11 protein-coding genes are annotated in these 14,016 nt (G+C 48.2%); all 11 read right to left on the bottom strand.

Going from position 1 to position 14,016, the window contains the following annotated elements:
- Positions 1 to 4 precede the first annotated feature (4 nt).
- A complete protein-coding gene (locus tag AC2T0J_RS18405; RefSeq protein ID WP_489807210.1) occupies positions 5 to 1,042 on the bottom strand; it encodes a YCF48-related protein in 1,038 nt (345 codons plus the stop codon).
- 74 nt (positions 1,043 to 1,116) lie between these two features.
- Entirely contained in the window at positions 1,117 to 2,484 is a 1,368-nt protein-coding gene (locus tag AC2T0J_RS18400; RefSeq protein ID WP_489807209.1) for a DUF1329 domain-containing protein, read from the bottom strand.
- 18 nt (positions 2,485 to 2,502) lie between these two features.
- Positions 2,503 to 4,566, bottom strand: a complete 2,064-nt coding sequence (locus AC2T0J_RS18395; RefSeq protein WP_489807208.1) for a DUF1302 domain-containing protein — start codon at positions 4,564 to 4,566, stop codon at positions 2,503 to 2,505.
- A gap of 199 nt (positions 4,567 to 4,765) precedes the next feature.
- Positions 4,766 to 5,002 (bottom strand): DUF2835 family protein, encoded by a 237-nt coding sequence (locus AC2T0J_RS18390; protein ID WP_489807207.1) that lies wholly within the window; start codon positions 5,000 to 5,002, stop codon positions 4,766 to 4,768.
- The gene (gene pepN, locus AC2T0J_RS18385; protein WP_489807206.1) at positions 4,992 to 7,592 is read right to left on the bottom strand and encodes an aminopeptidase N; all 2,601 of its coding nucleotides are present in this window, start codon (positions 7,590 to 7,592) and stop codon (positions 4,992 to 4,994) included. Before pepN ends, AC2T0J_RS18390 begins: the two co-directional genes overlap by 11 nt.
- A gap of 20 nt (positions 7,593 to 7,612) precedes the next feature.
- The gene (nhaC, locus tag AC2T0J_RS18380; protein ID WP_489807205.1) at positions 7,613 to 9,076 is read right to left on the bottom strand and encodes a Na+/H+ antiporter NhaC; all 1,464 of its coding nucleotides are present in this window, start codon (positions 9,074 to 9,076) and stop codon (positions 7,613 to 7,615) included.
- A gap of 10 nt (positions 9,077 to 9,086) precedes the next feature.
- Positions 9,087 to 10,421 (bottom strand): sodium-dependent transporter, encoded by a 1,335-nt coding sequence (locus AC2T0J_RS18375; RefSeq protein WP_489807204.1) that lies wholly within the window; start codon positions 10,419 to 10,421, stop codon positions 9,087 to 9,089.
- Positions 10,422 to 10,545: 124 nt separating this feature from the next.
- Complete coding sequence (gene prc / locus AC2T0J_RS18370; protein ID WP_489807203.1) at positions 10,546 to 12,585, bottom strand: carboxy terminal-processing peptidase; 2,040 nt, start codon at positions 12,583 to 12,585, stop codon at positions 10,546 to 10,548.
- 4 nt (positions 12,586 to 12,589) lie between these two features.
- Entirely contained in the window at positions 12,590 to 13,252 is a 663-nt protein-coding gene (gene proQ, locus AC2T0J_RS18365; RefSeq protein WP_489807202.1) for an RNA chaperone ProQ, read from the bottom strand.
- A 21-nt stretch (positions 13,253 to 13,273) separates the two neighbouring features.
- On the bottom strand, positions 13,274 to 13,558 hold the full coding sequence (locus tag AC2T0J_RS18360) for a hypothetical protein (RefSeq protein ID WP_489807201.1): 285 nt from the start codon (positions 13,556 to 13,558) through the stop codon (positions 13,274 to 13,276).
- Positions 13,555 to 14,013 carry a GAF domain-containing protein gene (locus tag AC2T0J_RS18355; RefSeq protein ID WP_489807200.1) on the bottom strand — a complete coding sequence of 153 codons (459 nt, stop codon included), beginning with the start codon at positions 14,011 to 14,013 and terminating at the stop codon, positions 13,555 to 13,557. The genes AC2T0J_RS18360 and AC2T0J_RS18355 overlap by 4 nt, the downstream gene beginning before the upstream one ends.
- Between the last annotated feature and the right edge of the window lie 3 nt (positions 14,014 to 14,016).

Here is a 14,016-nt window from a genome sequence, read left to right as displayed (position 1 = left end):
CACGTTAATCCAAAGAAAGTGAATAAATGCCGTCAGCGGCAGTAACAACAGTTTGCCCATCGACGGACACCGCATTTAAGAGCGCAGATTTACTCTCAGTTTGTGAAACGCTCACCCCAACGGCGGGTTCACAATTATTGGTTGGTGCAGCATACGGGTCGAATGAGGATGTTTGTAATGGCAGCGTAGCTTTAACCATTACGCCGTTATTGCCGATAAAAGAGAGATGTTCCTGTCCGCTTATAATCGAATTTAACGTGGCTGTATTACAGGTTTGCAGCGTCTCCCACTGTTCACCTTCTTCACTGACCAGAATGTTGCCGCGTAGGCCCGCTGCTACCATTAACCCTGAATCCAGCTGCACAAAATCAAAAAAAGAACCGGTATACTCTGAGTCCAGACGCTGCCAGCTCTGACCATCATCATCACTTATGGCCAGTAATCCGGCTTCACCCGCTATTAGTAACGTACCGCTCTGGCCACGGGTGATACGGTTTAAATGAGGCAAAATGGAGTTTAACTCCATTTGATAGAATTCTTCGTCTTCCTTACGGATTTCTTCCAGATACTCGCGATCGTAAGGATTAAGAAATTCTGCATGGCGTACACTGTTCCAGGTGTTACCCCCATCGCTGGTCTGATAAAACAAACCATAAGCGCCAATCGCTATGCCACGACGGCTATCAAAAAACATCACATCCAAAAACGGACGTTCTAATTCCGGCTGGTGCATTTGCACCTGCCACTGCTCACCGCCATCGCTGGAATACAGAATAATGGCATCATGACCAACAGCCCATATGTGCTCCCCGACCAGGGTAACAGCGGTTAGTGTGGATTGAGTAGGAACGGTAACCTGAGCAAAGTCGCTGTCGGCACGTTTAATTAACACATGACCACGTTCTCCCACAGCGACGGTGATATCGCCGGAAGCAATATCCAATAACAGGGATTCTTTAACAAGTGGTGCCTGATAAGACTGTTCTGCATGCAATGCAAAAGAAACCAACAACAGTAGCACCGAAGAAATGGATTTACGCATTAAGACGTTTAGCCTCCGGAAGGTAATATCTGGTTAAGAAAACGGTTGGCCAGGCCAACCGTTGTTCAGAAGTATTATCTCATGCCTTCGCGGCGTAATGCCTGAGGCGTGAACTCGGCTTCTCTTGGGTTAATCGAGAAGTCGTACATTTTCTCCTCGTTATCCAAACCTATTGCCAGGTAACGACGCGAGTTCAGATCATGGTATACGTCCAGCGTAGACCATTGAGTCGGAACCTCGTAGTAATTCACACCATACGCCACAGCGACACGGTACAGCTCACCACGGTTGTCGTACATATCGGCCAGTTGGATCTGCCAGCTGTCTTCATCAATGTAGAACACGCGTTTTTGATAAATGTGGCGTAAGCCTTCCTTCAGGGTCGCTTCAACCACCCACACCCGATGTTTTTCCCAACGGGTTAAATCAGGATTCACGTGATTGGGTTTAAGAATATCTTCGTAACTGACTGAGTTGCCATGCAAGGTGTAGTTGTTATAGGCAACGTACATTTCTTTCTTGCCTTTCAATTCCCAGTTATAACGATTCGGTGAACCGTTAAACATGTCGAAATCATCGGTGGTACGTAAACCATCGGCTGCTGTGCCTGGTGTGTCATAGGCAATATTTGGTGCCAGACGCACACGACGCTGACCAGTATTATAAGTCCACGCCTTACGCGGCTCTTTTACCTGATCAAGCGTTTCATGCACTAATAGCGCTGTACCCGCCAGACGCGCCGGCTCAGTCACTTTTTGTTTGAACATAAACAATACGTTGTTTTCCAGTAAGCTCTCTGGCGTAGCATTTTCCTGTGAATACTGAATTAACAGCTGCTCGTCAAAACCAATGACGTTGTAATCACCGCCAGCAGTCACTGCTGCCTGACCACCGTTACGTTGAACAGCCGGGCCACGATAGCGAGCAATATGGTTCCAGATCGCTTCCAGGCCATTGGCCGGAATTGGGAAAGGAATACCTACTGCCGCGCCAGCCATACCGTTACCGCCATCCAATAAGGTAGCGCGAGTGGCGTTTGCTTTAGTCGCATCATAGACAAACTGTGGATTTGACGCAGAGCGATGGGTCTTGTATACCGGCAATTTAAAGGTGTCCGGATAAGTTTCGAACATCTTCTTTAACCCTTCTGATAACTGATCAGCATACTGCTGATAGTTTGCAGACGTAATCACAAATTCCGGGGTTTCACCCGCGTACGGGTCCGGGTGGAAATCACCGGCAGTATATCCAGCTGGGGCAGAGGTAATCCCCCCGGTCCAGGCCGGAATTGAGCCATCGGCGTTACCGGCTTTCTCACCACCGAGCGGCGTCAGCTCGGTGCCTAGTTTAGCGGCTTCGTCCGCTGTTACTTTTGCCTGTACAGGCACTGTCGTCAGCGCAACCGTCAGGGCTGCTGCAATAATTCCAATTTTTTTCATCATAACAAATACTACTCTTTTTTAGATTGCATACTTGATGTTGAATGATACAAAGTCGCGATCAGCCAGTAGGTTAGTGGTACCAATGCCACCCCAGAATGCACTATAAGAGGCTGTTGCAGACCATTTACTCAAGTAGTCAAAAGTGAATGAAATATTGGCTGATTTGGTGTCCTCGGTGAACAGGAACAACGGATCAGGTGTTGTACCTTTTACATCATGTGAGAACGTCATTCGCGTACGTAAGTTAATACCCGCGAACACGTTATTGTGATCAGCCACTGCCAGTAATCGGTAACCCCAGGCATCATCCGTAGCAAATGGGTTGGTTTCAGGTCCGTTTGATAAGCCTGTATGCAAACCGGTGCGCGGATTACCTGTTTCGGTTGGCTCCAACGACGGAGTGCGGCCGGTACCCGGTGCATTAAGACGCACAACAGAAGGATCCGGGAAATCCATGATATTCACATAGCCTGCTTCACCCAGCAGGATCAGGTTGTCAGTTCCCAGTGCCGGACCAAATACATGCGACACGGTAAACTGCGCCTGCCAGGTATCCGAAAATACATAACCTTGCGCGGTTTCGCCCGGACCGACTGCACGGCCGATGTTGTTTAACTGGGAAATTCCGGCCAGGTCAGGACGCAACCCCGCGTTTGCTAACTGCTCAGGCATACCCATATAAAGTAATTCTACGTCATCGATCTGCAGCGGCTCATCCTGACGATAAGCAAATTCACCCGCTACCGCAGTGGTCCCTACATTGGTGTTAAAGCTAAAGCCGTACAGCTTTATATCTTCCGGATAATAGAATTTAGCCTGGGTGAACGCCTGTAGCTCAGTGATATTATCGCGATTGATGTTATGGATAGCGATGTAAGCCAGGTCTTCGGCAATTGCGGCGCTGGTAAAGTTCGAGGTTTTACCAGAGATCAAAGGACGCTGACTATGGTAGTTAATGTGATAGAAACTCATTTCAGTTTCATTCAGGGCTTCCGCGAACCAGGTTAAACGTAAACCGTACTGACCCTGATCATCGGCGTCTTCGTGAGCCGCATCACTGTAACCACGAATCGCCACCTTGGTTGGATGAGCAAGGTAAGCCTGACTCAGCACCGCCGGATTACCGCCCGCACGCAAGGCATCACCAAGACCGTTCAATGAAGACAACAGGAAGTCCAGGTCGATATCCGGGTTACCGGTAAAACCAAGCTGGACATTGTTAGCCTGTCCGCCCTCACCCGCGAAGTCGTTGGTGGCGAAGTAACTACCGGCAACCGGTAACCAACTGCGTTCCCATTCATACTGATAATAAGCCGATACGCTTACATTCTGGGTTAAGCCCAATTGTGCGAACACCATGCCTACCGGAATAAACACTTCTTTAAGTTCTGCACCAGGCGTACGTGCACGAGTTACATCCACAGGGTTAGTGGTATTAATACCATGCTGAATAAAGGTACTTTCACCCCAGCTCACAACCTGTTGACCAACACGAACCGTTAACGGGTTATCGCCAATCCACCAATCGCCATAAAAGAAGGCATCCAGCAAACGGACGTCAGTACAAAGTAATTCTTTTGCTTTTGGATCATCACACAGTTCAGTGTTTTTACCGGTAATGGGGTTATCCCACGGACGGTCGTTGTCCATTTGCTCAAAATCGTAGAACCAGAAACCCCGGGCGAAAAAGCCAACATCGCCGTAACGAATGTCTAGTTCATGGTTACCTGAAATTTGCGTTGAGAATGCATCGCCTGAATCATGCGCCAGGTTACCCAGGTCGCCATTACTCGAATAAGCACCGTCAGCCATCGCCCAGACATCGCCACTGGGGTAGATAACATTAGTCGCAGCGTTATAGCCCGACCAGTTAAACTGAGGATGGTTACTATTACCAATTAAACTGTAGTCGCGGTCTTCAACACGAATACTGGTAGCGAGTGTCAGGTTAGTATCCAGCGATACGGATACATCACCAAAGTCCCATGAAGCGGCGCCAGCCGGTAGCGAGGCGGCACCTAGAAAGGCAAAAATTCCAGCTGCGATAGGCGATTTTTTAAATGCGCTAAGCCTGGTTATCATAATTTTTATACTCCTGATTCAACAGTAACCTGCTGATAAAACGACAAACTCATCGGTTTATTTAACAAAATGATTACATCATTTTACACAGATGGCAAGAACTAATCGTACCAGTTGAAAAAAAGCCGTGTTTGTAATCAGTTAGAAAAATAGAGTCTGGTAAAAACGTTCTTAACCGCTTGATAGTTATAGTTCAAATTCAGGCGATGCGCTCAAAAGATTTAATTTTATTTTGTGCGCTGACCACGAGTCTGAAGCGGCCATAAAAGCCTCGACTATCAATAAATTGGCGAATGCGACCTGAGGGTACCTGCACCCGCTCACCAGAGTCAGCGGTCAATACCACCACGGGTATTGAGCCGCTGTAAAGGAGCTGGCACTGGTGATATGGCTCATTGACCGAAAAAAAATACACTTTATCGGTGTTATGAATCATGTCCGTAGGCCAGTGCTTTGCTGACTTTTTCGTAAAGATCCTTACTTAATGAGACTTCATCAAGTAAGCGAGATAATTGCTGTCGCATCAGAGCCTGACGTGATGTAGCAAAATGTTGCCATTGAGTTAAAGGTGTCACTAACCGGGAGGCAACCTGTGGGTTGGTTTTATCCAATTCCAGCAGGTAGTCGGTCAGAAACCGGTATCCGCTGCCATCATCAGCATGGAAACCGGCAGTATTATAAAACGCAAAGCTGCCTATCACCGCACGGACCCGGTTAGGGTTTTGCTGACTGAACTGCGGATGCTGTCGTAATAAGGTCAACTGCGCGAGTATATCGCTGCGATCACAGGTGGCATGCAGACCAAACCACTTATCCAGCACCAGCGGATCATCACGCCAGCGTTGCTCAAACTCGTTCATCAGATTATTAAACAACACTAAATCGAACTGTTGCGCAGCTTTTAACGCCCCTAGTGTGTCTGACATGTTGTCTGAAGCGGAGAACTGTTCGGTGATCAACGTTTCAGCCAGTGGCAACTCGGCCAGTAGCGCCAGCACTACATTCTTACATCGCCGGGAACTGACCTGCGCAGGCTCATATGCAAAGGAGTCCGATTGATTGGTTTGGTAAATCACCAGTAACAAGTCAGACATAAACTCTGCCAAATCATGACTAAAGGTTTGTCTGGCTTCATTTAATGCATGCACATCGATATTGTCACGACTTTGACACAGCGTCTCGAAACTGGGTACCACCAGACATTCACCGAGAATTTCCGGATTATCCTGGCTGGCTTCAACGGCTTCATACAGCCCTTGCCAGATAGCTTTTTCAATGCGTTGCGGGCTGCCCTGATAATATTGCTCGATACACCAGTCATACAACTGGCCAATAGCGTCCCATCGACTAAAAGCATCGGTTGCAAAACGGAAGGTGTGCAGCCACTCCAGTGGCGTTAAATCAGATGTAAGTTTAACCGGCGCAGAAAAATTGCCCAATGCAACAGGCGTTATATCGCCGCCCTTGCCAGTGAAGGTAAGTTCGATCTCTGACTTATCGAGAATAACCAGATTATCGCGGAACATACCACTGTCAGGCGACACGTGCTGTCCGTCTGCGGCCAGAAACTCAATTTGCAGAGGAATATACAAGTTTTGTTTTTCGGTCTGGTCTGCGGTGGCAGGGTTCTGCTGGCGCAGCGAAACAGTGAGTGTATCACTGGCGGCATCATAACGGCGTGTTACTTCCACCCGAGGCGTCCCCGACTGACTGTACCAGCGAGAAAAATGACTTAAATCAATATCGGTGGCCGACTGCATTGCAGAAACGAAATCATCACAGGTAACAGCCTGCCCATCATGACGTCTGAAGTATTCATCCATCCCTGCTCTGAAACCTTCAGCCCCCAATAAGGTATGCATCATCCGAATGACTTCTGCGCCCTTATCATAAACAGTAACGGTATAGAAATTATTCATTTCTATTACCTCATCCGGGCGAATAGGATGACTCATGGCACTGGCGTCTTCGGCAAACTGGTGCTCACGCATTACCCGCACCTGCTTGATACGGTTACTCAGCGGTGAGCTCATGTCACTACTGAACTGCTGATCACGAAAGACCGTCAGGCCCTCTTTCAAACTTAACTGGAACCAGTCCCGGCATGTTACCCGGTTACCTGTCCAGTTATGAAAATATTCATGGGCAATCACCGACTCTACATTAAAGAAGTCTTCATCGGTAGCAGACGCCTGATCGGCCAGCACAAACTTGCTGTTAAAGACATTCAGCCCTTTGTTTTCCATGGCACCCATATTGAAGAAGTCCACCGCGACTATCATATAAATGTCGAGGTCATATTCGAGGCCGAAGACTTCTTCATCCCAGCGCATGGAACGTTTCAAGGCTTCCAGGGCAAACTCACCACGCTGGCGTTTACCTTTGTCTACAAACAATTCCAGTGCTACCGACTTACCGCTTTGGGTTACAAAGGTGTCGGTTAGCTGATCAAAACTGCCGGCTACCAGTGCAAACAGGTAGCTTGGCTTTGGAAACGGATCCTGCCATAAAATCCAATGACTGCCGTCGGCATTACTGCCCTGTTCAATGGGGTTACCATTGGCCAGCATGGTAGGCAAGCTGGCTTTGTCACCGGTGATCTTAACGGTAAAACAGGCCAGCACATCCGGTCTGTCCAGGTAATAAGTAATACGACGAAAGCCCTCTGCTTCGCACTGCGTACAATATACGCCGTTAGACAGATACAGCCCTTCCAGTGCCTTATTCTCAGATGGATTAATTTGCGTCACGATACGCAGGGTGAACTCATCCGGTACATCATTCAGCACCAGGCCGGTATCGGTTTGCTGGTAATCGCCGAACGGTAAATCATCAATAGCCACTTCAAGCAGTTGCATATGTTCGCCATCAAGCGCCAGAGCGGCTGAGGCGGCGCCCTGTCGTTTCACTTTTAATTCACTGACCACCTTGGTTGCAGTGGGATCAAGAGTAAAATCCAGCGCGATATCAGTAATTGTAAACTCGGGCGCGCGATAATCTTCGCGTCGTTTAGCCACTAGCGTCATTTCATCTCCTAACAAGATGTTTATTTTGCAGCAGTCACAGACTCTGGTGGCTCAATACGGAGAATTTTAATTCCCAGGTAAGCATAGATCACCGCCAGAACAGGACTGATTAAATTAAAGAAGGCAAAGAAAATATATTCAAACGGATGCACCATTAATACACCATGCATATAAGCTCCACAGGTGTTCCACGGTATCAGTGGTGATGTAATCGTGCCGCCGTCTTCCAGACTTCTGGATAAGTTTAGCTGATCCAGACCGCGTTTGGCGTATTCATCCTTATACATACGACCGGGCATCACGATGGCCATATATTGGTCAGAAGTAATGAGGTTAGTGCCAATACAGGTAAGAATAGTGCGGCTTACCATGGCACCAGCGGTTTTAGCGCCATGTAAAATGGCACCGACGGCACGGGTGAGTAATCCTACCCGCTCCAGCACCGCACCGAACGACATAGCACACACTATCAGCCAGATGGTATTGAGCATGGAAGACATACCACCGCGGCTCAACAGGCTGTTCAGGTTGTCGTCGCTGGTGTTAAAACTTACGCCGTCGAATAAGGCGGTCCAGACCACTTTGAGCGCACCCACAGAAAACGAATCCGCACTGTCTTTCATGGCTTGAATGACATCGGGCTGAAAAATTAACGCCCATACACCACCCAGCAAAGCGCCAATTCCCACCGCTGGGAAAGCCGGCATTTTACGCACTGCCAGTGTCAGCAGAATGACCAGCGGTACCAACATAAATATATTGATGTTGAAGGTATCATCCAGCAATACCTGCATCTGCTGGATTTTCTCGGCAGACTGAACACCGGATTCACTGAAACCAATAATAACAAACAATATCAACGCCAGCACGAAACTGGGTATGGTCGTCCACAGCATGTAGCGAATGTGCTCAAACAGATCGGTACCTGCCACCGCCGGTGCCAGGTTGGTAGTTTCTGATAGCGGGGAAATCTTATCGCCAAAATACGCGCCAGAAATAATCGCACCGGCTGTAATAGCCGCCGACATATCCATCCCGGCAGATACGCCCATCAACGCTACCCCCACGGTGGCTGCAGTGGTCCACGAACTACCTATACTCATAGCCACTACGGCGCATATAATACACGAAGCAGCATAAAACATACTGGGATTGAGCAACTCTAACCCATAGTAGATTAAGGTCGGTACCGTGCCGGCCAGCATCCAGGTACCTATCAGCGCGCCCACAACCAGCAGGATAAGACAGGCCCCCAGCGACACTGAAATGCCCTGAATAATCCCTTTTTCAATATCATGCCATTTGTGGCCGTTCTTCATACCAATAATAGCGGCCAGGCCAGTGCCGATTAACAGCGAAACCTGATTGGGCCCGTAAGACGAATTATCGGCGAACAGGTATACCGCCGTGCCTAACATCACAATGAGTGAAATTACCGGAATAAATGCGTCCAGTAGCGTTGGTTGTTTTATTTCTCTGGTCATTATTATTTCCTTATGCAACCGAACGATAGAACATCAGCAGAATGACCAGAGGGCAAACAAACTTCACGTACCACGGCCAGATTTTCCAGAATAAACGCTGCTCCATGTCCGGCGCACTTACCTTAAGCTCTGCCAGAATCTCATTACGTTTCCAGACCCAGCCGGCAAAAATACACAAAGCAAAGCCCAGCAGTGGCTGGCTGTACTTGGTAGTTAGCGTAATCACGAGACCGAATAACGTAGAAAAGTTAAAGATAATCAGTGCACTGGCGGCAAAAATGACCAGGGTAACAATCATCACTGCTTGAGGACGGGATAGGTTGCGGCTCTCAGACAGGTAAGCCACCGGCACTTCCAGCATGGAAATAGAGCTGGTTAATGCAGCAATAACCATGAGTGCAAAAAATACCGTCGAAACTACGATACCAATTGGTCCGATAGTATTAAATAAAGCTGGCAGTACAGTAAAAATAAGCTGATCTCCAGCAATCAAATCGCCGTTGGATGAAAAGATCTCTACCCCATTATTTAATGCTACATACATAGCCGGAATAATCAGCATACCAGCAATAATGGCTACACCGATATCCACCAGAGCCACAGCGGCCCCAATAGTGGGTAAATCTTCCTTATTACTCATGTAAGAGCCGTAAACCAGCATGGTACCCACACCCAGTGACATGGAGAAAAATGCCTGTCCCATGGCATCAATAAGCAAATCAGGGTTAAGTACCAACGAAAAGTCCGGGACCAGATACGCAGCCCAGCCTTCGCTGGCGCCAGGCTGAAAGCTCACATAAACAATCAGTATTCCCATCAGAATAAACAGGGTTGGCATCAGACGCACCGACCAGCGCTCTATACCGGCTTTCACGCCGCCGAGCACGATATAAGACGTCAGACTCAAAAACAGTGCACAGAAAACCAGATTAGTACTCAGTGAATAATTGGTAAGCCAGTCGCTGATCGCCGGAGGAACCACCGGGCGACTCGCCGATTCAGCAAAAAAGGCAATCATCCAGCCGCCAACAATGGCATAAAAGGCCAGAATCAATGACACCGTAATACAGCCCCACAGGCCGGTAAGCCGACCCAGTGGGTTGCTGGTAATCTGACCCAATGAGTCGACCATATTGGCCCGATGAGCGCGGCCAATAACCAATTCTGCCATTAATACCGGATACGCCAGCGCAAACGCCAGCAGCAGGTAAACCAAAACGAAAGCCGCACCGCCATTGCTGGCTACCTGGGTTGGAAACCCCCAGATATTACCCAGTCCTACAGCCGACCCCGCAGCTGCCAGTATAAATCCGATACGAGAAGAAAACTCACCACGAGCCGCCATACACGTTGTTCCCTTTATTATTGTTTTATATTTATTTTACTACTGTCGTTAGTATTTGTGTTTTGTGTGTCTGATGCAATGAAAAAGGGCTGACAGTGCTGCCAGCCCTTTATGAAGCGAACGTCTAACCGCGGGTTAGTGCGTATTTCCCCGTGTTTACCATGTCGAGGGTAATGTTAGCGGCTTCCGTGAGGTACGGATCCAGTTCTTCAAGCTCTTCAGGCAGGTCCTCAAGATCTTCAACAACTGGCAGCCCCATGCGGGTCAGTCGCTCATTAGCACGGGCCAGTGCTTGTTCTTCATTCTCTTTTTTCTCTGCCAGTCGTTCTGACTCAACCAGAGAAATAAAGTCTTTATCTTTATTTTCTTTATATTTTTCGATGTCCTGCTGGATGTAGCCAAACTCGGGATCCTGCATGATGCGGGCATTGTGTTTAGCGGCCAATACATCCAGTGCACTCTGAGTATCACCGAAGGTAGTGTAGTTAGCACGCTTGATGCTATCCCATGGCAAAGCATTTTCTTCCTGACTTTCGCCCCACTCTGCCGGATCGATTGGCGATGGGAACGGAATGTCCGGCACTACACCTTTATGCTGCGTGCTGCCGCCATTAATACGGTAGAACTTAGCAATGGTGTACTGCACACTGCCCAGCGGGTTTTCATACAGGTCGTAGATACGTCCTAACCCTTTATGCTGTTGTACTGTGCCTTTACCAAATGTTTGCTCACCGATGATTAACGCGCGGTTATAATCCTGCATGGCTGCGGCAAAGATTTCTGATGCCGAGGCACTGTAGCGGTCAACCAGTACAGTTAACGGGCCCTGATAGGCCACTTTACCATCGGTATCCTGATTTACGCTCATGCGGCCGCCTTCATAGCGAATCTGTACTACCGGCCCCTGCTCGATAAACAGTCCTGAAACCAGCGTCGCTTCTGACAGCGAACCACCACCATTGCCACGCAAATCAACAATGACCGCTTTAACATCTTCTGCCTTGAGCGCGTTAATTTCCTTTAACACGTCAACGTGAAGATTATTGTAGAAGCTCGGGATAGAGATAACGCCCACCTTTTCATTCTGATGCGGGCCTGAATCAGGCACAAACACTTCAGATTTGGCAGCACGATCTTCCAGTTTGATTTTGTCACGAATTAAAGTGATTACCGACACCGTTGTGCTTTCGGTTGCGCCCTTTTGTACCTGCAGCCGAACTTCACTGCCTTTCGGGCCTTTAATCAGCTCGACTACGTCGTCCAGACGCCAGCCAATAACATCGACAAACTCTTCGTCTTCCTGGGCCACACCAATAATTTTATCTTCCGGCTTAATTGCCTTAGACTTATCAGCCGGACCACCCGGTACGATGCTCTTGATGACGGTAAAGTCATCTTCGCTCTGCAATACTGCACCAATACCTTCCAGCGACAGGTTCATGTCCATCTGGAAACGTTCGGCGTTGCGTGGTGATAAATAACTGGTGTGCGCTTCGATGCTCCGGGCAAATGAGTTCATTACCGTTTGGAATACGTCTTCGCTTTGAGTTTGCTTAAGTCGTTTAATGGCACGCTCGTAACGCTTGGTAAGCAACTCTTTGATCTTATCCTGCTCTTTACCAGCCAGTTTAAGGTTCAGCGCATCGTACTTAACCCGTTGACGCCATAACTCGTCAAGCTCTGCCTGATTCACAGGCCAGGCGGCTTCTTCACGGTCGTAATAAAACTTGTCGCCTTCTTTCTCGAAGTTAAACTCATCGTCGAGCAGGGTTAAGGCATATTCGTAACGGCCAATGCGCGCTTCTAGGTTGCGATTGAACATATCGTAAGCCACCTGCAGGTTTCCGCGCAGAATGGCTTCGTCAAATTCATCCCGATGCTTGTTAAATTCAGCAATATCGGACGCTAAAAAGATATTTCGATTTCCGTCGAGAGACTTGAGATAGCGGTCGTACACTTTCTCAGATAACGTATCATCCAGTTTGATCAGTTTGTAATGTTCACGGGTGAACAGCGTACTGATGCGCTTTGCCGCGGAGGAATGCTGCGGCTCTTGCTGGAGAATGGGCAGATCTTCGACACTATTGCCAGATGTAACCGCTCCGGCTCCTACGCTTAACGCAAGAATTGCACTGGCAACGGAAATGCGAAGTATATCTTTCATATTACTACCTCTTGGAACGTGCTAAACGCAGTGTTTGCGGATTAACCTTTACTACCATCCCCGTATCCAGTTGAACATGCACACCGTCTTTTGCTACTTCGGTAATGACCGCGTGCATCGGTGCCTTGCCTAGTTTTACTGTCACTGACGTACCAACGGTTAAATCAGCATCAGACAGTTTGGCCGGGGGCGTCTTAATTGGTCTGCTATTTTTCGTTTTAGTTCCGTTATTATTGCGTCCAGCAGGCGATTTACCCGCTTTATCACCGCTATTCGCCGCAGATGAACGGCTATCTTTCTTACGATTTGCCTGTGCCGCCTGCTTACGCTTTTCAGCAGCTTTGGCTTTGCTCTCGTCAAGTTGCTTTTTGGCGTGTTCTTCGTGTTCTTCCTCTATCGCCGCATCCTGATTGCCGTCCAGATCAACGCGAAAGTTCCCTTTCTTGATACTGTACAAATAGCGCCAGCTATTTGTGTAATGGCGTAAGCTCGAGCGCAGCAGCGTTTTGCTAACGCGCTCCTCTTCAGCGAGGCGCTCAGCAAGATCCTGAAAAATGCCAATTTTAAGGGGTTTGGCTTCACCTTCTAAGGTAAAGCAATTAGGAAATGTCTCGGCAAGAAAGGCGATAACCTCTTTGCTGTTACTAAACTTCTGTGATGATTCCATCAATGTCAATGTGTGTCAGTGTTAATCCAGATTGTCTGCATCATCCCAAGTTGCTAAGAGATGGTCAACCCAATCAAGCAAATCATCATCATTTACGTACAATAAATTGTCATCCTGATGCCAAATTGACCAGGTATGGGCCAATATTTTCTCTAAACGCTCGGTTTCGATGTCTTCTTCGGCGCGATCATAGAGCATATGTAACAAGGTATTGAGCCGTTCTGCGGCTTCATCCGGATCTTCAAACACATCTTCCATATCTTCCCAGGTGGCCAAAACCACCTGAATATCCACCATGTGCTTCATGATAATTCCGCCACCAGCGCATCCACAATGGCCACTAAACCCGCTTCATCAGCCTCGCTGAAACGGGATAACTTCGGACTGTCGATATCCAGTACACCAAGCAATTCACCGTTAACCATTATCGGGACTACAATCTCTGATTCCGACGCTGCGTCGCAGGCAATATGACCGGCAAATTGGTGTACATCATCTATCCGTTGAATGGTATTGGTTTGCGCTGCCGTGCCGCAAACGCCCTTCCCCATAGGGATACGAATACAGGCTGGCAGCCCCTGAAAAGGCCCCAATACTAATTGCTCTTCTTTATACAGGTAAAACCCGGCCCAGTTGACGTCTTCCAGATTGTGATAAATCAGTGCGCTTAGATTGGCCAGGTTAGCAATTAAATCGGGTTCGCCGGCAATCAGGCTTTTTGCCTGTTCCAGTAGCTGAGGGTAAAGGCTGGTGTTATTCAAAAT

Source organism: Alteromonas sp. ISO5, assembly GCF_058105165.1.
The sequence above is the reverse complement of the archived record's forward strand: the minus strand, read 5'-3'. Positions and strand labels throughout refer to the sequence as shown.